Raw genomic sequence first — 20199 nt, 5'->3', positions numbered from 1 at the left:
GTTCCCCTGCGAAGAAACATTGAATTGAATAAATATAGCAAAAAGGCAGTCCCGGGTTTCCTCGTGGACTGCCTTTTGTGTAGTTCTAGGGCTTCTGCAAATCACCGGATAAAGGCTTCGAAGCAGAAGCTCCATTTTGCAGGCCAAATCATCATATTTCCTCGCCGCTAAGCTTGTTCAGAAACTGCAGGGCGCGGGGATTCTTGGTATGCTCCAGCACTTCCTGCGGCGTTCCCTGCTCAAGGATAACTCCGCCATCCATCAATATAATCTCATCTGCCACATCGGCGGCGAATTTCATCTCATGGGTGACGATAACCATCGTCATACCTTCGGCGGCAAGCTGCTTGATCACCTTCAGCACCTCGCCAACCAGCTCGGGATCGAGCGCTGAGGTCGGTTCGTCGAACAGCAGCACCTCCGGTTCCACGGCCATCGCCCGGGCAATCGCCACGCGCTGCTGTTGGCCGCCTGACAGCTGAAACGGATAAGCGTCCGCTTTATCGGCTAGCCCAACCTTGGCCAGCAGCTCAGCTCCCCGTTTTCTGGCTTCCTCCTTGGAGCGTTTCTGAACGGTCACCTGACCCTCCATCACATTGCCGAGGGCCGTCATATGCGGAAACAAGTTGTAGGACTGAAAGACCATTCCTGTCTTCTGGCGAAGCGCCAGCACCGAGCGCTGCGGAATTTTGCCGTCGGACGTAAAGTCGAGCTTAATGTCATCCAGGGAAATGCTCCCACGATCAGGCAGCTCCAGAAGATTGAAGCAGCGCAGCAGCGTGGTTTTGCCGGATCCCGACGGGCCGATAATCACCAGCACCTTACCATGCTCAACGTTGAGATCGACGCCTTGCAGTACCTGCAGCGAACCGAAGGATTTATGCAGATCACGTATTTCAATCATAGGTACATCCCCTTATCTCGCTGAGTAACGGTCCAGCCGTTTCTCCAGGTAATTTTGCAGCGCCGACAGCACGGAGCAGAACAGCAGATAGAAGAGCGCAACTTCGCAGTATAACAGCAGCGGTTCATAGGTTCTTGCTGTAATTTGCTGTGACGTTTTGAACATTTCAACCAACGTGATTGTCGCTGCAAGCGATGTATCTTTTACCAAACTGATGAACGAATTCGCCAAAGGTGGAACTGATACCCGTGCGGCTTGCGGGAGAATAACCCTACGAAGCGCCTGGCTCCGGGTCATCCCGACCGAGAACGCTGCCTCCCATTGCCCTTTATGTATGGAAAGAATGGCGGCACGCACCACCTCTGAGGAGTATGCCCCCACACTGAGCGTAAACCCGATGGTAGCTGCAACAAACGGATCCAGAATAATACCGGCCGCAGGCAGTCCATAAAAAATAATGAACAGTTGGACGAGCAGCGGGGTTCCGCGAATAATCCATACATAGAACCGAGCGATCAGCTTCGGAATTCTCCAGGGCGAAAGACGGATAAGTGCAGTAGCCACGGCAAGCATCAGCCCCAGCACAAAGGAGACTACTGCCAGCGGAATGGTAAAAGCCACCCCTGCTTTAAACAGGGGCAGCAGCGAATCCAGGAAAATCTGTATTTTTCGGTCATCCATAATTCAGACATCCTTCTCAGACCTTCTGGCCGCTACAGCCAGGGTCCATCCATGTTATTTGGAAACGTCAGCACCAAAATATTTCTCGGAAATTTTCAGGTAGGTTCCATCGCTCTGCATGGCAGCCAATGCGTCATTAACAGCCTTCACCAGTTCGTCGTTGCCTTTCAAGAAGGCAGCTGCACTGTGGGAACCCTCGGCGATTTCATCAACCACTTTAATTTTCACATCCGGTTTCTGCTTCTTAAGATCCAAATAAGACAAACCGTCGTTTACTGTGGCATCGATCCGGCCCGAGGTCAAAAGATCAATAGCCTGGTTGAAGCCATCTGTATCCACAATTTCTGCACCGTTCTTGCGGGCGATGTCCGACAGATTACTGGTCAGCGATTGTCCGGCTTTTTTGCCCTTTAAGTCAGCGAAGCTTTTGATATCATTGTTGTTCTCACCCACGATCAACACCGCTTTGGAGACAATATACGGATCGGAGAAATCATATTTCACCTTACGTTCATCTGTAATTGACACTTCGTTAAAGATTACATCGAAACGTTTGGCATCCATACCTGCAAAAATGCCATCCCATTGCGTTTCAAAAAATTCCGGCTCGACACCAAGACGCTTGGAGACCTCTTCTGCGATTTCTACGTCAAAACCTGTAAGTTTGCCGTCTGCATCATGAAAGGTGAACGGTGCATAGGTTCCTTCCGTTCCGATCCGCAGCTTGCCGCTGGCTTTAACAGCTTCCAGGCTGTTCTGAGCGGCAGGTGCTGCCGTTGCAGCAGTACCTTCATTTGCTGCCGCTGATGGCTCGGCTGCCGTATTATTGTTGTTATTGCCACAGGCAGCTACCAGGACCACTGTCAGCAGCAATAGGATCGTTAGACTAAATTTTTTCATTACAAAAATCCCCTCTCGTATCTTTTCTTTGTCTTCTTCTCTCTTTAGCTTCCGAATGTTTATATCGGCAAATTGAATAGTACACCGTCACGTCATGTTCGTCAATCATTTTTTCCGATAATAAACATCGGAATTATGATGTAAGGTAAATTCAAGCAATTCCCCCGAAAAGTGTCGGTAGGTATATCGCTGGTGTTGCAGATACTAAAAATGCAGAATATAGCCGGCGTTATTTATCTTGCCCAGAAACAGGCGAATATTCCACACGGAAATCACGCCCCCCCTAGCAGCACTTGTATGCCATCAGAGAGATTCGCTAATTCCATTCTGGCCAAACTGCTGCGCCGCACTTCCAACAACGGAGAGATTCTGGTATCAGCAGAAGCTGCATGGCTCAACCAAACAGGAAATCTCGCAGGGAATCATTACGCTGTTCGTGACCGGACTGCCGCAGCCCTGAAATCCGCTCCCTTTACAAGATGTGAGTTTATGGTATATTAAGTAGCAATTACGAATTCAATATCGACCTGTTATTTCACTAGGGGAGTCCAACGACTGAGACGGAGATAATGCTCCGGACCCTTGGAACCTGATCTGGATCATACCAGCGGAGGGAAGTGGAGCAGAAATGATCAGCAGTGCCGCAGCATCTAACTGACTGAAACTTTCAGACCCATTTGTCTCCCTTGGAGATGGATGGGTCTTTATTATTATTAAATACTTTTAAGGAGGCTGATCTATTACGGAAATGATTTCTATTCGAAACCTGTCCTATTCGTTTGACACGCCCCTCAAGGCTCCGGTCTTCTCTGGGCTCTCGATGAGCATTCATCAAGGAGAATTCATCTCTGTTGTCGGTGCCAGCGGCTGCGGAAAAAGCACATTATTCAAGATTATCGCCGGATTAATGGAGCCTGCCAGCGGAGAGATCCGTGTCCACGGAGTCCCCTCGCCTACAGCTGCTTTACGCCTCGGGCGGGTCGCCTACATGCCGCAGCAGGATCTTTTGCTTCCCTGGAGAACGGTCCTGGACAACTGTCTGCTGCCCTGGGAACTGAAGAAGGACTGCTCCAAGACCGAGGCTACCGCATTTATCCGCGGCATGCTGGGACGCTTTGGCTTGGCCGATATGGAGATGGCCTATCCGCACGAGCTGTCTGGCGGGATGCGCCAGCGGGCCGCCGTACTGCGCACGCTGGCCGCCGGAAATGAACTGATGCTGCTGGACGAACCCTTCGGAGCGCTGGATGCCATCACCAAACGGGAGCTGCACCGCTGGCTGCTGAACCTGTGGGGTGTGCTTGCAAAGACAGTCTTGTTCATTACACATGATCTTGAAGAAGCTCTGCTGCTCAGCGACAGGATTTATCTGATGAACGGAAGTGGACTGCAGGAGCTGATTGTTGATCTGCCGAGGCCCAGACATTACAGAATGAACTATGAACCGCAATTCGTCGCGCTGCGGGAGGATTTAGAGCGGAGGCTGCATGAAAGCCATGTTTTTTAGGAAGCCATTTCGGGATTACGGGCCTTTTATGCTATTGATGCTGTTGACTTGTGCAGTCTGGGAAACCGTATCGCGTCTTGGACTGGTTCCCTCTTTCATTCTCCCTGCCCCTTCCGCCATCTGGACAGCACTTATAGAACAAAGGCGGTTGCTGTTCGAGCAGCATCTTCCCGCCACGCTGCAGGAGGTATTGATTGGTTTTGCCTTATCCGTAAGCTGTGGCACCCTGCTGGGCGCAGGTATGCACATGTTCAGACCGCTGGAAAAAGCGCTCTATCCGCTGCTGATTATCAGCCAGACGATTCCGCTGATCGCCCTCTCACCCATTTTTATCATGTGGTTCGGCTATACGCTGTGGAGCAAGGTTGCCGTCGTGTTCTTAACCGCCTTTTTTCCAGTAGTCGTGGGTACATATGACGGTCTGCATAAAAGCGGAAAGATTTACCGGGAGCTTCTGCTGACGCTTGGCGCAAACCGCTGGCATATCCTGCGAAAAACGCAAATTCCGCTGGCGCTTCCTTCCTTTTTCTCCGGACTGAAGCTGTCCATCGTCTACTGTGTCATCGGTGCGACCATCGGGGAATGGCTTGGCGGCAGCCGGGGACTCGGCTACTTCAGCCGCCGGATGGCCGGTAATCTGCAAAGCGCCGAAATGTTCGCCGCCGTCTTTCTGCTGTCCGCCCTCGGCGTCGTCCTGTTCCTCGGTGTAGCCGGGCTTGAAAAGTATATTTTGAAGAAAAGAGGCATTCATCGATGATTCCTAACAACAGATCTGCATCCACATGGAAAAGAAAGATCCGATTTGCCCCGCTACTATTACTTCTGTGTCTGAGTCTGAGCACCAGCGGCTGTGGAAACTCTAATAGCTCAACAAGCTCTGCTCCAACTGCGTCTTCCGATGTAAAAAGCGCACAGCCGCATAAGCTGACAATTATGCTCGACTGGTATCCCAATGCGGTCCACTCTTTCTTGTATGCCGCACAGCAGAACGGTTATTTTGCCGAGCAAGGCCTGGATGTGGATATCCAGATGCCAGCAGACAGTAATGACGCGCTGAAGCTGGTCGCCGCAGGCAAAGTCGACCTGGCCCTCAGCTACCAGCCGCAAGTGCTCATGGCCCGCGGGGAGCAGATCCCCGTCAAGTCGGTCGCTGCCATCGTAAGGCATCCGCTGAACCATCTGATGGTTCCGGCGAACAGCGGCATCACAAGCCCTAAAGATCTCGCGGGTAAAATTGCCGGCTACTCCTCCATTCCGCTGTATGAAGCGATGCTGCGGACGATGGTTAAAAGCGACGGCGGCGATCCTGCAGCCGTGAATCTGACCGATGTTGGCTTTGATCTGATTCCGGCCATCTCCACCGGACGTGTTGACGGAATCATCGGCGGCTTCATTAACCATGAACAGCTGATCCTCGAGAAAGAAGGCCATCCTGTCACATCTATCAATCCGACAGATTATGGCGTTCCTGACTACTATGAGCTAGTCCTTGTCGCCAGTGAGCAGGGGCTGCAGAAGTCAGAAGACGATATCAAAAAGTTCATGACAGCGGCCCGCAAGGGGCAGGAATTTGTGATAGAGCAGCCGCAAAAAGCGCTGGAGCTTCTAATCGCCCATGAGGATGCGACTGCACCCCTTGAGAAGGACATCGAAACCAAAAGCCTGGAAATTCTGCTGCCGCTAATGGATGCGGGGGATCAGCCTTTTGGCTACCAAGCTCCTGAATCCTGGGCGAGGGTGCAACAATGGCTAAGTGCGAACGATCTGCTGCCGGCTGAGATTAATAGCCAGGATGCTTTTGTTAATTTGTAGTTTTGTACGAAACAGATTCTATGAAGTATAGCTGACAAAACTTAAGCCTATGCTTCCGATGCCAGTTTTGCCGAAGTCATTCAATGAAGCATTACAAAAAAACTTTTAGGAGGACTAATCATGTCTTTTTTAGCCAAAGTACGTGAACTGAATCCGCTTGTTCATAACATTACGAATATTGTAGTTGCCAATTTCTCGGCAAACGGCCTGCTCGCACTGGGCGCCTCCCCGTTCATGGCCGATGCCCCGGAAGAGGTAGCGGATGTAGCCGCTATGTCGGGGGCCGTAGTGCTGAATATCGGCACACTGAACGAGCAGTTAATCGCCTCGATGGTGCTGGCCGGACAGTCTGCCAACACTCATAATGTCCCGTTGGTGCTTGATCCGGTGGGAGCCGGAGCCACAGCTTACCGCAGCGAGGTCACACAAAGACTGTTGAATGAGATGCAGATTACGGCACTGCGCGGAAATGTCGCCGAAGTAGCCAATGTCGCCGGGGAGATCTGGGCCAGCAAAGGCGTAGATGCCGGAGCAGGCGATGGAGATGTCATTGCTCTTGCCAACAAGGCAGCGCTCAAGCTCGGCTCTGTGGTTATCATTACCGGTAAAGAAGATGTTATTACAGACGGCAGCCGCACCTTCATTGTCAGCAACGGCCACCCGGTCTTAACCAAAGTGACCGGCACCGGCTGCCTGCTGAGCGCTGTCGTCGGTGCCTTTCTCGCTGTCAGTGAAGGCAACGGGCTGGAAGCCGCCGCGGAAGCTATTTCTTTCTATGGCGTAGCCGCAGAGATTGCTGCAGAGCTGACCGCGCACAAAGGTCCGGGAGCCTTCCAGATCGAATTCCTGAACCAGCTGACTATGGTCACACCACAAATCTATAGCGGGAAATCACGGATACGGCTGCTTAACCAATAATCGTCAGCGAAATAAAAGGAGACTCCATAATGACTAGTGTATTTAAGGCCCTTACCATTGCCGGATCGGACAGCGGTGGAGGTGCGGGTATCCAGGCTGATCTCAAGACATTTCAGGAGCTGGGCGTATACGGCATGTCGGCACTTACAGCCGTGACTGCACAGAATACGCTTGGCGTTCAGGCGGTCTATCCGCTGGAACCCGATGCTGTTGCCACCCAGCTGGATTCCATCGGAACCGATCTTCAGCCGGACGCGGTCAAGACAGGCATGCTGTTCAGCAGCGAAATTATCCGGATTGTGGCCGGTAAGATCAGGCAATACGGCTGGAACTCACTGGTGGTTGATCCTGTAATGGTGGCAAAAGGCGGCTCCCCGCTGCTGCTGCAGGAAGCTGTGAAGGCGCTGATTACAGACTTGCTACCGCTTGCCCGAGTCGTGACCCCCAATATTCCCGAAGCGGAAATATTAACAGGAATGACCATTTCGGGACTCCCGGACCGTGAAAGAGCAGCACAGGTTCTTCATGCCATGGGCCCGCAGTATGTGGTCCTCAAAGGCGGCCACGATGACGGAACATCCGGAGTGCTTGATCTGCTCTATGACGGCCAGGAGTTCATATACATGGACGGTCCGCGGATTGCAACCCGGCACACCCATGGAACAGGCTGCACCTATTCAGCGGCCATTACCGCTGGACTTGCTAAAGGGAACACGGTAGCGAAGGCCATTCCTACGGCGAAGGCCTTCATCCAGGCGGCGATAGAGGACAGCCTGGGAATTGGTGCCGGTCACGGGCCGACCAACCATTTTGCCTATGGGAACAGACGCAGGGGGATGCTGCCATGAAGCAGATCAGTGCCGAGGATATGCGGCGGATGCTAAAGCTATATTTTATCATGGGCAGCGTAAACTGCCGCCTGCCCCCTGCAGAGACACTGACCCAGGCTATTGCAGGCGGAATTACAATTTTTCAGTTTCGTGAAAAGGGTGCTGGCGCGCTGCGCGGTAACGCGGCTTTCGATCTGGCCAGGCAGCTCCAGGCCATTTGCCGTGAACACGGGATTCCCTTCATCGTGAACGATGATGTAGACCTCGCTATTGCGCTTGGTGCCGATGGGGTTCATGTCGGCCAGGAGGACGAACCGGCTGGCTCGATCCGTCAAAGGCTCGGAGCCCATAAAATCGTCGGCGTATCGGCCCATAGTCTGGCCGAGGCGAAGCAGGCGATTGCGGATGGAGCGGACTATCTGGGAGTCGGTCCGGTCTATCCCACCTCCTCCAAAGACGATGCACAGGCTGTGCAGGGGACTCAGGTCCTTGAGGAATTGCGGCGCAGCGGTCTTACCATCCCGCTGGTCGGGATTGGCGGCATCACAGCGGGTAATGTCCCTCCGGTCATCCAGGCTGGAGCTGACGGAGTCTCAGTGATCTCTGCAATTGCCGCAGCCGCAGACATTCGCGCAGCAGCACAGCAATTGCTGGATGCCACCTCAATATAAGCGGCGATATTTCAGTAACACAGAACGGGTGCCCCTCCTTCAGGAGACGGCACCCGTTCTGTTTAATGAAATCTGCCCATCATAAGTGTACTGTAGTATGTACCGTCAGCTAAAAGCTTATCTTTTTTAAGTATACCTTCGGTTTCGAAACCAAATTTGCGGTACAGCGAGATCGCCGGCCCGTTCGTCTCCAGAACCGTTAAAGATATTTTTACAACTCCGTTCGCATCAGCCCAGGCAGTCGCTTGCTGCAGCAGACTGTATCCGATCCCATACCCCCAGAACTTCTGAAGGATACATATGCCAAATTCAACTTTGTGGGCATTTCTCGTCAAGGTATTGCCTTCACATCTGGCAAATCCGACTAGCCTCCCCTGCACCTCGGCAACCAAAAACAAATTTCGGCTAGCCTCCGTATCTTCCCGGATCATCCCGGCAAACCCCTGCGTATCAATGAATCCCTCACCCTGCCGCCGCTCTAAATTCTCCGTCTCTCCGTCGATCTGCCATCTTAACCCGGATAACTCCGCAGCATCCTGCTCGGCCGCTGACCTGATGATATAACGTAACCCGTTCCTTTGAAATTCCAGACTGTCTATGTACATCTTTTGATCCTCCATTGTATCGGTTGTTAAATTATAGCATTTACTTTCCCGGCGTACAGGAGTAAAATCAGTTTACATTGTTAACGGTTTACAAGCATAACTATATTCAGAGGGGCAGGGTTCACTATGATTGATCCGGAACACACGATTGAGCTCTATCATTCTTATTTCAAAGTAGCCCGCCAGCTCAAACGGCTTGCGCATCAGAGTGCAGCCAGCCTCGGGCTGACCGTTCATCAGATCGGCGTGCTGAACTCCATCCATGAGAATCCGGGGCAGACGCAGAAAGAGGTGACAGAACAGCTTGTTTTTGCCAAAAGCAGAGTCAGCCTCCATATCGATTCCCTTGCCGAGAAGGGCTTAGTATCCCGGGTAACCTCAGAGCAGGACCGCAGAGAAACGAAGCTGTTCATTACCTCAGAGGGTGAGGCGCTATGCAAGCGGTATAACGAAGAGGCTTTTTCATACAAAATGCTGAGTTCAGCGCTGGAGCAGTTTCCGGAGGAAGACATCCACTCCCTGCTGCGTATGAACCAACAGCTGCTTGCCCGGTTAATGCAGGTGCAGGACCAACAATATTAAATCCAAATAAAGCTGGTGATGAGTAATGTCTAGAGGATTTGGTCCCGGCAGTGGTTTCGGCGGTGGCCCGGGTCACGGGAAACTTAAATTTGACGATGACGAAATGAAACCGAATATTTCCAAGGCGCTGCTGCTCCGTATATCTAAATATTTTGCACCCTACTGGAAGCAGACACTTGTAGTAATGCTTGTGTTGATTGTGTCAGCGGTTCTGGGGCTGCTGCCGCCTATCCTGATTCAGCAGATTATCGACGTGGCGCTGCCGGACAAAAATCTGCGGCTGCTCGTACTGCTGGTGCTCGCTTCGCTCGGAACGACGGTGATTTCCGGACTGCTCGGCGTATTGCAGAATTATCTGAATTCCTTTATCTCACAAAATATCGTCCACGATATGAAAAATCAGATGTACCGCCATCTCCAGCGGATGCCGCTGCAGTTCTTCTCGGGAGTTAAGCAGGGTGAAGTCATCACGAGAATGACAAGTGACATTTCTGGGGTCCAAGGCGTATTCAACAACACGATTGTCAATTTTGCCAGCAATCTGTTTATTCTCGTATCGACCGCTGCGGCTTTATTTATCATGAACTGGAAGCTGGCACTGCTCGGTATCTTGGTTGTCCCCCTGTTCATTATCCCTACCCGCAAAATGGGCAACGTGCGCTGGAAGCTCGCCAAGCAGACACAGGAGAAAGTATCGGAGCAGAATCAGGTTATCCAGGAAACGCTCAGTATCAGCGGGTATCTGCTAATGAAGCTGTTCACCAAAGAGAATGCGGAATATAAAAGCTTCGCTGCCATCAATGCGGAGGCTACCTCCCTGCAAATCCGGGAATCGATGGCCGGCCGCTGGTTCATGATGGTTCTCTCCACCTTTACGAGTATCGGCCCGATGCTGATCTACCTGTATGGCGGATTTCTTTTTATTCAAGGAGAGCTTTCGGTAGGTACCATCATTACTTTCGTCGCACTGCTCGGCAGACTGTACGGACCTGTGATGCAGATGACCAATCTGTATGTGGATATTAAGCGCTCGGTGGCCTTGTTTGAACGGATCTTTGATTATTTTGATATGGAGCCGCTCATCTTCGATGAACCACAGGCAGAACCGATCAGCGCCGCGGGGAAATGCATTGCATTCGAGAATGTAGGTTTCGCCTATCAGCCGGATAAACCCGCTCTGCGTGGTATTCAGTTTACTGCGGCTGCGGGAACGCTGACGGCACTCGTCGGACCGAGCGGAGCCGGGAAAACAACGATTACGAACCTGATTCCGCGTCTGTATGAGGTCACTTCGGGGAAGATTACCATCGGAGGAAGAAATATCCGTGACTTTACACTGGAGTCGCTGCGTTCCCAGATTGGACTGGTTACTCAGGATACCTACTTGTTCAACGGTACGATCAGGGAGAATCTGCTCTATGCCTGCCCTGAGGCCAGTGAAACGGAGATGATTGAGGCCTGCCGCTCCGCATATATTCATGATTTTATTATGGGGCTGCCGGAAGGTTATGATACAGTGGTCGGAAACCGCGGCATCAAGCTGTCCGGAGGGGAAAAGCAGCGGATCTCCATCGCCCGTGTGCTGCTGAAGAATCCGCCCGTTATCATAATGGATGAAGCCACATCCTCACTCGACACCGTCTCAGAATTTTACATTCAGCAAGCCATGCATGTCCTGTTAAGGAATAAGACGAGCATTGTTATCGCCCACCGGCTCTCCACCATTATGGCAGCAGATCAAATTCTCGTTTGTAAAGACGGGGCAATTGTTGAGGAAGGAACGCATGAAGCACTGCTTGAGCTGAACGGCGTTTATAAGGATTTGTATGACAAGCAGTTTGAGCCAAAAGTTTTCGCTTAGGCTATTGTCGGTTCAGTGTAGCCAGAAGCTCATCCAGCTCATCCCGGGTCAGATGCCGCCACTTCCCGCGTGCCAATCCATCCAGCGTGATATTCATGATCCGGGTCCGTTCCAGGCGCAGGACTCTTTGGCCCAGCTCTTTGCACATCCTGCGGATTTGCAGGTTAAGTCCCTGGGTCAGAACGATCCCGAATTCCTGATCGTCAACCGGGTAAGTAACACAGGGTTTCGTAACGGTTCCGAGAATGGGTACGCCGGCGGACATCGCCTGCAGGAATTCGGAAGTTACCGGCTTGTCGACAGATACGCGGTATTCCTTCTCATGATGGTTCTCGGAACGCATGATTTTGTTAACGATATCCCCATCATTCGTCATTAGGATCAGCCCTTCCGAATGTTTGTCCAGCCGGCCCACAGCAAAGATCCGTGAAGGATAATTCACATAATCAATGATGTTGCCTTCCACTTCGCGTGCTGCTGTACAAGTAATTCCAACGGGCTTGTTCAGTGCCAGGTAGACCAATTCTTCCTGGCTTAAACTGACGGGCTGGCCGTCAACAGCCACAAGATCACCCGCCTCTACCTCGGCACCCTTTTCGCATACTATACCATTTATTGTAATCCGGCCGGCTTGGATCAGCCTGGCGGTCTCTCTGCGCGGGTAGATTCCTGTCCTGCTCATGTATTTATCAATCTTCATCGTTTCTTTCCTTCCGGCTGGAAAATACAAAAGCACCTGATTTCAACGTACAAATCAGATGCTGCATGTACCCCATCTATAGGCACAAGGCCAGATTATTTACTGCCGCCTGTTTTTGCTCCGCTGCTGCTTTTGGCAGCACCCTTTGCCCCTTGGCTGCCGGCGGGTCCGCCTTTTGGCTTCACCGGCTTCGCTGTTTTATTCCAGCGGGTCCAGCCCTTGCTGCCTGTCCCTCTGCCTGTGCCGCCGCCTTTACTTTTTGCCACAATATCACTCCGTCAGTATTCAGTTTTCGTTAGACTTCATCTATCTTACCATTACTATGGGCAGAATGTCAGGTAAATACACAAACAGCCCCCCGGAACAGATCCGGAAGGCTGCATTGTAGGCTCTATTATTTCGGCTGGATATAACCTTCCGCCTTCAGCAGTTCAGCGATCAGCACGGCTCCGCCGGCTGCGCCGCGTACCGTATTATGGGACAGGCTGACGAATTTGTAATCATACAGCGAATCTTCACGCAATCTGCCTGCGGAAACCCCCATTCCGTTCTCGATGTCGCGGTCAAGCTTGGTCTGCGGGCGGTTTTCTTCCTCAAAATAGGTGATGAATTGTTTCGGTGCGCTTGGAAGCCCCAGCTCCTGCGGACGTCCCTTAAAGCTGTTCCAGCGTTCCAGAATTTCTTCCTTGGACGGTTTTTGTTCAAAGGAAGCAAATACCGCAGCCAAATGGCCGTCAGCGACCGGAACACGGATACATTGGCTGGTGATCACCGGCTGCTCGCTTTTAACGATACCTGCATCCGTCACTTCGCCCCAGATCCGCAGCGGCTCCTGCTCACTCTTCTCTTCTTCGCCGCCAATGTACGGAATGACGTTATCAAGCATCTCCGGCCAATCGCCAAAGGTTTTACCGGCTCCGGAAATCGCCTGATAAGTTGTTACTACGACCTTGGAAGGCTTGAATTCATTCAATGCATTTAGTGCAGGCATGTAGCTCTGAATCGAGCAGTTCGGCTTCACGGCGATGAATCCGGTATCTGTACCCAGACGTTTGCGCTGCTGGGCAATCACTTCTAGATGCTCCGGATTGATCTCAGGAATGACCATTGGAACATCTGGAGTCCAGCGGTGTGCCGAGTTGTTGGAAATAACCGGTGTTCCGGTCTTCGCGTAAGCTTCTTCCAGTGCCTTGATCTCTTCTTTCTTCATATCAACAGCGCAGAAGATAAGATCCACATCTGCAGCCACTTCTTCCACATTGGAGGCATCCTGGACCATAATACCCTTAACCGCCTCAGGCATAGGAGTGGACAGCTTCCATCTGCCCTTGACCGATTCTTCATACGTTTTGCCTGCCGAATTCCGGCTTGCAGCAATTGCTGTCACTTGAAACCATGGATGATTCTCAAGGAGTGCAATAAAACGTTGGCCCACCATACCGGTACCGCCAACAATACCCGCTCTCAACTTACTTGACATAAGAAATTCATTTCCTTTCAAGCCGCTCCTATAGATAGGTGCTTTTTAATAACCGATTATAAATGATATACGCAGCTTACACAATATGTGAATGAAAAGTAAGTCTTTCCTTTTGTGAAATCCCCAGATTTCCGCAATCTTAAAACCTATGCTGTTCCAAGGCGTTTCGCCAGTTCTTCCAAATCCTGCCCTTTCAGCGCACCTTCAACAAGCGCCGGAAGCAAAGCCGGAGTACAGGCAAAACAAGGCGTTCCATCCCGCGACAGCTGCCTTGCGAGATGTTCATCATAAGAAGGTTTACCTGAATCCGACAATGCCAGCAGCGTCATTGTGCGTACACCGGACTCCCGGAGCTCACGCATCCGCCGCACCAGTCCGGCCTGGTTCCCGTTCTCATACAGGTCTGAAACGATAATGAACAGCGTCTTCTTCGGCTCTTCAATAAACTGCTCACAGTATTTCACTGATTTATGGATGTCTGTTCCGCCGCCCAGCTGAATGCCGAACAGCATATCGACCGGATCATTGGCGCATTGCTCAGTCAGATCCACAACCTCAGTATCGAACACTACCACACGTGTATTCAGGGCAGGGATGCTGGCGAAGATCGACCCGATAACCGATGCCCATATGACCGAATCGGCCATAGATCCGCTTTGGTCGATATCTACAATAACCGTCCACTCCTTGCTGCGGCGGGCGCGGTCAAAATAATAAAAACGCTCGGGAATGATGATTCTACGCTCCTGGTCATAATGCTTCAGATTCCGCTGAATCGTCAGCTTCCAGTCCAGCCCGCTGAGCGATGGCAGCGGTGAGTGCTGCCGCTTGTTCAGCGCTCCGGTGACTGCGCGCCGGATGTCCGTCTCCAGCAGCTTGACCAGATCGTCTACCAGCGCCTGAACTAGCATTCTCGCGGTATCCTTAGTCTTCTCCGGGATCTTGCCCTTCAGCGAGAGCAGAGTCCCTACAAGCTGAATATCCGGCTTGACTGCAGCCAGCAGCTCCGGCTCGAACAGCAGCTGCTTCCAGCCCCGGCGCTCCATGGCATCGCTCTGGATGATCGACACCACATCCTCCGGGAAGAAGCTGCGCACATCCCCCAGCCATTTGGACAGATGCAGGGCACCGTGCCCGGTGTTTGAGCCCTTGCCCTTTGCACTGCCGGCAGCCGTTCCCGAGGTACCGCCCGTTCCTGTCTCGTCATAAATAGCGGCAAGCGCCGCATCCATTACCTTCTCTTCTTCCGTCAGCATCAGCTGTCCGCTTTCACCGTAGCCGGACAGTGCAGCATCCGCTTCCTGGCCGAGAATCAGCCGCCAGCGGGATAGGGTATTCTCCTGCTTATGTTCATTCGTCATCTAAAAGTCCCCGAAGTCAAAATCATTCAGCTCCTCCAGCATTTTAGCTTCTTCCTCCTTCAGCTCACCGGTGAGAATCTCTGCAGCCTGTTCGGTGTTCACACCCCACAGCTCGCCCAGCAGCTCGGATATCATTGTCTTCTCGCGCGGCGAGAAGGTGCTGAATGCACGGCGCAGGAAGACCAGCGCCCGCTTGAATTCATCATCATCGAGCGCATTGATGTAGTCGTTTAGCTGCTCCCACAGACTCATGCGTGACAGGAGACCGTAATGGCCGCGCATCGACAGTCCTTCGAACCACCCTGCTCCAAGATCAGCAGGGATGCCCGGTGAAAGCCGCCGCGACACCTCAGCGGCGACCTCTCCGGCCGAGACCGCACCCCGCTCCATCAGAATGGCGCAGGCATAACCGGAGAGCCGCGGATTGCGGTCATCGCGTTCCGAGAGCAGCAGCAGCTCCTGCAGCCATAGCTTCTCATCCAGGGTATCCCCATGCTCAAGGGAAATCCCGTTAAGCTCATTCATTGCTGTTAGCATAGCGCCTGCCGCTTCATCATTGCAGCCGCTGGCATCCAGCAGGAACAGGCAGCCGCGGCGGAACAGCTCTTCCAGCAGAGGCATCAGCGGGGCGGTATCGACCTTCCGGATATCACCGAAGCTAAGGATGGTTGACAGTTCACGGGCCGCGGCAGCCATGCCTACGACATCCCTGCTGAGAGCTGCCAGATTCTGCAGCACCCGGCTGCCTTCCTCCATCTGCGATGTCATCGCACATTGACAGGCGATCCGGATCAGCGCCGAAGCTTCCGCTATGGAGCGGCACTCCTGCAGCTTCTCCCGCAGCACATAGGCAGCAGCCACCTCCACCGTCTCGCCCAGCAGTGTGGATTCCACCACCTGGATTTCCACCTCCGGCGACCACTGGATGACCCAATGCTCCGCCCAGGTGGCACTGTCCTGGCTGCTTGGCCGGTTCTTGGCAAAGGCTATTCCCAGCAGATTCAGACGGTGGAACAGGACCGAGCGGTGCAGATCCAGATAAGCGGCTTCACTGCTTGATACTCTGCGGTTCTCCCGGAGGTCAAGCTGCAGCTCGCTTGCAACTGTGGATTTGTATTTCTCCAGCTTATAGGTCTTCAGCAGCCGGTTCAGGTCATCCTGAATCGGTGTCTGGCTGACGCCTTCGGCGAGAGAACCGATCGCTGTACCGACATCTACTCTAGCCAGCGGCTCCGCGATAGCCGCAAGATCGCCATGCCCGAGCAGTGTCTGTGCGGCATCGCGCAAATCCCGCAGGGTTGGCCTGCTGCCGCCGTGCAGCGCAGCCAGCGACTCCGCCAGCCTGACCGCCTCAATGACTTCGGCCGTAGAACGGTACGTGCCGCCGCTGCGCACATGGCTGGCCACCGAGGACAGGTACCGGTGCGGCAGTTCCTCCGGCCGCCCCGCTTCAATTGTCTCCCACATCATTTCGAAGTAATGAGGGGCGGCGTTGCCTGCCCCATAGCCAGACATTGTTGACAGCTTATAATACGAATAGGGCATCAGTGTCAGCTTCGTACTGCGGGACGGCAGGGCTGCCAGCTCTTCGTCACTCATAGGGGGCGCCTGACCGGCAAGTGCAGAAGCATGATAAGCACCGCAGATCACCACAATTTTGCCCGGCTCATGTCCGGCTGCAATTGTCGCCTGAATCTGCCGGCTCATATATGCTTCGCGTAGCGCATTATATGCATATTCCGACGGCTGTTCCCGCAGCTCCTTCTCCTCACCGAGCTCACGCATCTGCGAAGAGAAGGACAGGATGGAGGTCAGATAGGCACCGGCACTCGCATTATGCTCAAAGTTACGTTCCCAATACATATCATAATCATATTCACCGGCAAGCTGGGCGATCCGGCTGTACAGCGATTCTTCGTCTTGAACCTCCGCGCTGGAAGGTTCACCCGATGGATCGGCAGCAGGTACTGATTCCCGTACAGCGGTTCTCCCCCGGTTCATGGCATCCTGCAAACCAAGCGTTACCGAAGAAGGCAGATCAATAAATGCAGCTGCAGCACCGTGTGTCTTAGCCCATTTCATTGCCTGATATTCGGGAGAATAGACGGCAAACGGCCAGAGCACCGTCCGTACGGGCAGTTCATCAGTAAAGGCCAGAATCGCTACCGGCGGTTTGGTCGCCCCCTGGGTCAGATGCGTAATCTCTATCGTTGCATCGCTGGGACCTTCGATCAGCACCGCCGTAGGCTGAAGCTTATCCAGATATTCCAGCAGATGCTGTGCGCCGCCGGGAGACAGATGCCGCACCCCGAAAATATGCACTCCAGCTTCAGCAGCCTTAATCACTCGTTCATCTCCTTACAGGCCTGATAAAGGCCGCGCCACTCCGTTCCTTTTTTCTTCATGACATTATCCAGATATTCCTTCCAGACCAGCTTATCCTTATCATCATCCTTGACGATAGCCCCCTGGAGGCCCGCAGCCAGATCACTGTCGGTCAGCTTACCGCTGCCAAAGCTTGCAGCAAGCGCCATGCTGTTGGTCAACAGGGAGATCGCCTCCGCGGTGGAGATTACCCCGGCAGGCGTCTTCACCTTCTCTTTCTTATCGAGTGTCATCCCGCTGCGCAATTCCCGGAAAATCGTCACGACCTTGAGCAGCGCATCATCCGCTGGTACCGCAGCCTGAAGCTCGTATGAGGAAGCTATCTCAGCAACCCGTTTCTTGACAATGGACAGCTCTGTTTCAATATCTGAAGGTGCAGGCAGCACGATGATATTGAACCTCCGCTTCAGCGCAGCGGACATTTCATTGACCCCGCGGTCTCTGGTGTTAGCTGTGGCAATGATCGAGAAGCCTTTGCGGGCACCGGCCTCCTTGCCGAGCTCCGGTACGGAGATAGTCTTCTCCGAGAGAATGGAGATCAGCGCATCCTGCACTTCGGAGGCACAGCGGGAAATCTCTTCAAAACGGGCGATGCCCCCGTCCTCCATCGCCCGCATAATCGGGCTTTTGACCAGCGCCTCCGGGGTCGGTCCGTTCGCCAGCAGCATGGCATAGTTCCAGGAGTAGCGCACATGCTCTTCACTTGTACCGGCAGTCCCCTGGACCACCAGTCCGGAATTACCGTATATCGCTGCTGCCAGATTTTCGGACAGCCAGGATTTAGCCGTCCCCGGTTCTCCGATCAGCAGCAGCGCCCGGTCTGTGACCAGAGTAGCAACAGCCATTTCGATCAGCCGCGTGTTGCCGATATATTTTGGGGTTATGACCTTGCTTCCGGCCTTCCCCCCGGCGATGAATGTGAATACTGCACGCGGTGACATCTGCCAGCCGGCAGGTATTCTGCCCGTATCCTCTCTGCGCAGTGCTTCAAGCTCCTCGCGGTACAAAACCTCAGCAGGCAGCCGCATATAATCCTGAAGCTGCTCTTGTCCCGTTGACATGTACACCTCTCCTTTGTGTAAACCGTGAATTCAGCTTCCTAAGTCCATTATTACTGTCTCTGCAAATGATTCAGCAGATATTCCAGCTGTGTTTTGGATTCATAACGGTAATTAGGTACAATGGCTTCAATCCGGCTAAAGTAGCTTGCCGGAAAGCGGAGCATCAGATGAAACAAATAATAAGGAATCATATACGGATTATAGAGTCTATCCTTCTCAAGGATGGACATGAGCAGCTCCTGCCGTTCCGGTTCTGCCAATCCTGCACGTTCCAGTCCCATAAAAATATGGAGCATGTAATCGTGGCCTCTCCGTCTACCGCTCTGCTCCTGAAGTTTGCCGAGCAGATAATTAAGTGCGGCGGGAGAATTCGGCCGGGCAAAGGCACATACCAGATCCAGCGCATCCTGGTCAATGAACCAGTCGAGCCAGCGGGGATCCCAGGCTGCAGCAATTTTGTCAGCTGACAGCATTTCCCTCCAGATTTGCTGGCGGTCTCTGGAGGAATCCCAGGGGACCTCATATACAACGCTTTCAGCGTTTATAATCTGCCGCCCCAGCGTTTCCAGCAGCTGTTGGTCACGCTTTGCCGCTTCTTTCGATACTTTAGATTTCAGCCTGCTCATCATTGTTCCGCCGAACTGCTTATAGAGTTCCTTTGCACTCAGCAATTGCTGCGCTGCACGGAAATAGTGAGGCAAATAACGCGAATTACGCTGCTCCAGCTCCCGTAGAAGTTCCAGGCCCTGTTCCGAAGCAGCCCTCTCCTCATAATAAGCTGCCTGATCCAGCAGAGGCAGCCAACCTAAAGCGATAAACTTTTCATAATTCTGTATCACAAAGCTGTAGACTTGGTCGAGCAGCGGATTCTGTGCTTCCTCAAGCGCGGTTAAATAAGGCTGTATGCTGGTCCAGACGTTCTCGTTCTTTTTCTTGTCGGTATTATCCTGCTGTAAGGCTTCCTGAAGCTCCTCCATGAACCGCACGGACAGCCGTTCTGCAAGCGGTGCGGACGGCCATTTCGCGATCGCTTCGGCTGCAAGCGCCCGGTCTTTCTTCCCGGCAAACGCCTCAAACAGCCGTTCCATGCCAGCTTGAGAACCTCCGGCGGCCACTGCAGTAAATGCAGCTTCACGGATCGGCTTCTTCTTATCGTTCGTCCATTCAAGCAATGACGGCGTATACGCCTCATGTCCGGCCAGACACCCGATAGCAGCAACACGGACATCATCACTGCCGTTCTCAGCTGCCTTGAAAATCTCAGGAAGCAGCTCCGTCCCGCCTGCTTCTCCGATCACCTGCAGCTTGCGTACATCGCTTTTCCCGCCGGAAGGATCGAATTCCCGCATAAGATAATCGGCGATTGCCGGGCCATAGGATGGCAGAATCTGCTTCATGGCAAATTCAGCGATCTCGGCATACGGGTCACTTAAGGCACCGATAGCCAGCGGCAGCAGGCGCAAATCTTGAAATATCCCCTCATTGAACGCCTCTACTACCGTCTCATATCTGCCGCTGCCTGTTGTGGTCAGCGCCTGCCGGACCGCAGCCAGCTTGCGGTAAGATACTTTGGTTTCAAGGGTAAAGCTGCTGCGCGGCAGCTCGCCTGGAATACCGGCTGGTGATGTGCTTCCTTGTGTATAGAGCACGGACTCCAGCAGAAGGGTCAGCTCCTGCAGCTTCACCGCCGGAGCAGCCTCCCCTGCACTCTCCTGCTTGAGAAGGGCCGCCACGCCTTCGCCGAGCCGCTTAAAGACAGCTGCCCGCTCACCCAGCTGCTGAAACTGCGGCAACAGGCGTTTCAGGCGGAAGTCATCCGCCGCCAGGTCGCTGCCGGCAATATAAAGTCTTCTGACTTCCTGATGAAGCTCTTGTAATAACGCTGTACTCATGGGCAGTCCCCCTACTCAAAGGTATACGAAAATTAATATTCATAAAGTT

General features: G+C 53.0%; 20 protein-coding genes and 1 riboswitch. Of the genes, 9 read left to right on the top strand and 11 right to left on the bottom strand.

The window, feature by feature from the left end:
• Positions 1–151: 151 nt before the first annotated feature.
• The 3 genes from QU597_RS12775 to QU597_RS12765 are packed head-to-tail and all read right to left on the bottom strand — an operon-like array spanning position 152 to position 2485.
• Positions 152–904 (bottom strand): amino acid ABC transporter ATP-binding protein, encoded by a 753-nt coding sequence (locus tag QU597_RS12775; protein WP_310832963.1) that lies wholly within the window; start codon positions 902–904, stop codon positions 152–154.
• A 12-nt stretch (positions 905–916) separates the two neighbouring features.
• On the bottom strand, positions 917–1585 hold the full coding sequence (locus tag QU597_RS12770) for an amino acid ABC transporter permease (protein WP_310832962.1): 669 nt from the start codon (positions 1583–1585) through the stop codon (positions 917–919).
• A gap of 54 nt (positions 1586–1639) precedes the next feature.
• Positions 1640–2485 (bottom strand): amino acid ABC transporter substrate-binding protein, encoded by an 846-nt coding sequence (locus tag QU597_RS12765; protein WP_310832961.1) that lies wholly within the window; start codon positions 2483–2485, stop codon positions 1640–1642.
• A gap of 297 nt (positions 2486–2782) precedes the next feature.
• Here QU597_RS12765 and QU597_RS12760 point away from each other — a divergent pair, with 297 nt between their 5' ends.
• The 7 genes from QU597_RS12760 (at position 2783) to thiE (ending at position 8223) form a co-directional block, all read left to right on the top strand.
• Positions 2783–2986, top strand: a complete 204-nt coding sequence (locus QU597_RS12760; protein ID WP_310832960.1) for a hypothetical protein — start codon at positions 2783–2785, stop codon at positions 2984–2986.
• A gap of 29 nt (positions 2987–3015) precedes the next feature.
• A riboswitch (TPP riboswitch) is annotated at positions 3016–3118 on the top strand.
• Between the two features lie 187 nt (positions 3119–3305).
• Positions 3306–3992 carry an ABC transporter ATP-binding protein gene (locus QU597_RS12755; RefSeq protein WP_310832959.1) on the top strand — a complete coding sequence of 229 codons (687 nt, stop codon included), beginning with the start codon at positions 3306–3308 and terminating at the stop codon, positions 3990–3992.
• Positions 3982–4749 (top strand): ABC transporter permease, encoded by a 768-nt coding sequence (locus QU597_RS12750; RefSeq protein ID WP_370656264.1) that lies wholly within the window; start codon positions 3982–3984, stop codon positions 4747–4749. The genes QU597_RS12755 and QU597_RS12750 overlap by 11 nt, the downstream gene beginning before the upstream one ends.
• The gene (locus QU597_RS12745; protein WP_310832957.1) at positions 4746–5804 is read left to right on the top strand and encodes an ABC transporter substrate-binding protein; all 1059 of its coding nucleotides are present in this window, start codon (positions 4746–4748) and stop codon (positions 5802–5804) included. The genes QU597_RS12750 and QU597_RS12745 overlap by 4 nt, the downstream gene beginning before the upstream one ends.
• A gap of 120 nt (positions 5805–5924) precedes the next feature.
• Positions 5925–6722: a hydroxyethylthiazole kinase gene (gene thiM, locus QU597_RS12740; RefSeq protein WP_310832956.1), complete on the top strand. Its 798-nt coding sequence runs from the start codon at positions 5925–5927 to the stop codon at positions 6720–6722.
• Positions 6723–6751: 29 nt separating this feature from the next.
• Entirely contained in the window at positions 6752–7570 is an 819-nt protein-coding gene (thiD, locus tag QU597_RS12735) for a bifunctional hydroxymethylpyrimidine kinase/phosphomethylpyrimidine kinase (RefSeq protein ID WP_310832955.1), read from the top strand.
• Positions 7567–8223 (top strand): thiamine phosphate synthase, encoded by a 657-nt coding sequence (gene thiE, locus QU597_RS12730; protein WP_310832954.1) that lies wholly within the window; start codon positions 7567–7569, stop codon positions 8221–8223. The genes thiD and thiE overlap by 4 nt, the downstream gene beginning before the upstream one ends.
• 62 nt (positions 8224–8285) lie before the next feature.
• On the opposite strand, the gene QU597_RS12725 is transcribed toward thiE, so the two are convergent.
• Positions 8286–8828: a GNAT family N-acetyltransferase gene (locus tag QU597_RS12725; RefSeq protein WP_310832953.1), complete on the bottom strand. Its 543-nt coding sequence runs from the start codon at positions 8826–8828 to the stop codon at positions 8286–8288.
• 126 nt (positions 8829–8954) lie between these two features.
• Between QU597_RS12725 and QU597_RS12720 the strand changes: the two genes are divergently transcribed.
• Together QU597_RS12720 and QU597_RS12715 are read left to right on the top strand one after the other, a co-directional pair.
• Positions 8955–9410, top strand: coding sequence for a MarR family winged helix-turn-helix transcriptional regulator (locus QU597_RS12720; RefSeq protein ID WP_310832952.1), 456 nt, complete (start codon positions 8955–8957; stop codon positions 9408–9410).
• 25 nt (positions 9411–9435) lie between these two features.
• Positions 9436–11271, top strand: a complete 1836-nt coding sequence (locus QU597_RS12715) for an ABC transporter ATP-binding protein (RefSeq protein ID WP_310832951.1) — start codon at positions 9436–9438, stop codon at positions 11269–11271.
• A 1-nt stretch (position 11272) separates the two neighbouring features.
• Here the strand turns inward: QU597_RS12715 and QU597_RS12710 are convergent, their stop codons facing one another.
• From QU597_RS12710 to QU597_RS12680, 7 genes are all read right to left on the bottom strand, one after another.
• Positions 11273–11971 (bottom strand): pseudouridine synthase, encoded by a 699-nt coding sequence (locus QU597_RS12710; RefSeq protein ID WP_310832950.1) that lies wholly within the window; start codon positions 11969–11971, stop codon positions 11273–11275.
• 95 nt (positions 11972–12066) lie between these two features.
• On the bottom strand, positions 12067–12237 hold the full coding sequence (locus tag QU597_RS12705) for a DUF3934 family protein (RefSeq protein WP_370656244.1): 171 nt from the start codon (positions 12235–12237) through the stop codon (positions 12067–12069).
• A gap of 128 nt (positions 12238–12365) precedes the next feature.
• Entirely contained in the window at positions 12366–13451 is a 1086-nt protein-coding gene (asd, locus tag QU597_RS12700) for an aspartate-semialdehyde dehydrogenase (RefSeq protein ID WP_310832949.1), read from the bottom strand.
• Positions 13452–13597: 146 nt separating this feature from the next.
• Positions 13598–14812 carry a VWA domain-containing protein gene (locus QU597_RS12695; RefSeq protein WP_310832948.1) on the bottom strand — a complete coding sequence of 405 codons (1215 nt, stop codon included), beginning with the start codon at positions 14810–14812 and terminating at the stop codon, positions 13598–13600.
• Positions 14813–17155: a DUF5682 family protein gene (locus tag QU597_RS12690; RefSeq protein ID WP_370656263.1), complete on the bottom strand. Its 2343-nt coding sequence runs from the start codon at positions 17153–17155 to the stop codon at positions 14813–14815. It abuts the gene before it with no gap.
• Positions 17155–18258 (bottom strand): AAA family ATPase, encoded by a 1104-nt coding sequence (locus QU597_RS12685; protein WP_310832946.1) that lies wholly within the window; start codon positions 18256–18258, stop codon positions 17155–17157. The genes QU597_RS12690 and QU597_RS12685 overlap by 1 nt, the downstream gene beginning before the upstream one ends.
• Before the next feature lie 50 nt (positions 18259–18308).
• Positions 18309–20150, bottom strand: a complete 1842-nt coding sequence (locus QU597_RS12680; RefSeq protein ID WP_310832945.1) for a HEAT repeat domain-containing protein — start codon at positions 20148–20150, stop codon at positions 18309–18311.
• Between the last annotated feature and the right edge of the window lie 49 nt (positions 20151–20199).

The sequence above is a fragment of the Paenibacillus pedocola genome (genome assembly GCF_031599675.1).
GTDB lineage: Bacteria > Bacillota > Bacilli > Paenibacillales > Paenibacillaceae > Paenibacillus_AQ > Paenibacillus_AQ pedocola.
This window is presented reverse-complemented; position numbering and strand designations above follow the sequence as displayed.

What these genes read in the sequence shown, in the direction of transcription:
- asd (WP_310832949.1), bottom strand. Translation starts at nt 13,451, where the DNA reads ATGTCAAGTAAGTTGAGAGCGGGTATTGTTGGCGGTACCGGTATGGTG.
- QU597_RS12715 (WP_310832951.1), top strand. Translation starts at nt 9,436, where the DNA reads ATGTCTAGAGGATTTGGTCCCGGCAGTGGTTTCGGCGGTGGCCCGGGT.
- QU597_RS12745 (WP_310832957.1), top strand. Translation starts at nt 4,746, where the DNA reads ATGATTCCTAACAACAGATCTGCATCCACATGGAAAAGAAAGATCCGA.
- QU597_RS12695 (WP_310832948.1), bottom strand. Translation starts at nt 14,812, where the DNA reads ATGACGAATGAACATAAGCAGGAGAATACCCTATCCCGCTGGCGGCTG.
- QU597_RS12750 (WP_370656264.1), top strand. Translation starts at nt 3,982, where the DNA reads ATGTTTTTTAGGAAGCCATTTCGGGATTACGGGCCTTTTATGCTATTG.
- QU597_RS12710 (WP_310832950.1), bottom strand. Translation starts at nt 11,971, where the DNA reads ATGAAGATTGATAAATACATGAGCAGGACAGGAATCTACCCGCGCAGA.
- QU597_RS12760 (WP_310832960.1), top strand. Translation starts at nt 2,783, where the DNA reads ATGCCATCAGAGAGATTCGCTAATTCCATTCTGGCCAAACTGCTGCGC.
- thiE (WP_310832954.1), top strand. Translation starts at nt 7,567, where the DNA reads ATGAAGCAGATCAGTGCCGAGGATATGCGGCGGATGCTAAAGCTATAT.
- QU597_RS12685 (WP_310832946.1), bottom strand. Translation starts at nt 18,258, where the DNA reads ATGTCAACGGGACAAGAGCAGCTTCAGGATTATATGCGGCTGCCTGCT.
- QU597_RS12725 (WP_310832953.1), bottom strand. Translation starts at nt 8,828, where the DNA reads ATGTACATAGACAGTCTGGAATTTCAAAGGAACGGGTTACGTTATATC.
- QU597_RS12720 (WP_310832952.1), top strand. Translation starts at nt 8,955, where the DNA reads ATGATTGATCCGGAACACACGATTGAGCTCTATCATTCTTATTTCAAA.
- QU597_RS12680 (WP_310832945.1), bottom strand. Translation starts at nt 20,150, where the DNA reads ATGAGTACAGCGTTATTACAAGAGCTTCATCAGGAAGTCAGAAGACTT.
- thiD (WP_310832955.1), top strand. Translation starts at nt 6,752, where the DNA reads ATGACTAGTGTATTTAAGGCCCTTACCATTGCCGGATCGGACAGCGGT.
- QU597_RS12755 (WP_310832959.1), top strand. Translation starts at nt 3,306, where the DNA reads ATGAGCATTCATCAAGGAGAATTCATCTCTGTTGTCGGTGCCAGCGGC.
- QU597_RS12765 (WP_310832961.1), bottom strand. Translation starts at nt 2,485, where the DNA reads ATGAAAAAATTTAGTCTAACGATCCTATTGCTGCTGACAGTGGTCCTG.
- QU597_RS12770 (WP_310832962.1), bottom strand. Translation starts at nt 1,585, where the DNA reads ATGGATGACCGAAAAATACAGATTTTCCTGGATTCGCTGCTGCCCCTG.
- thiM (WP_310832956.1), top strand. Translation starts at nt 5,925, where the DNA reads ATGTCTTTTTTAGCCAAAGTACGTGAACTGAATCCGCTTGTTCATAAC.
- QU597_RS12775 (WP_310832963.1), bottom strand. Translation starts at nt 904, where the DNA reads ATGATTGAAATACGTGATCTGCATAAATCCTTCGGTTCGCTGCAGGTA.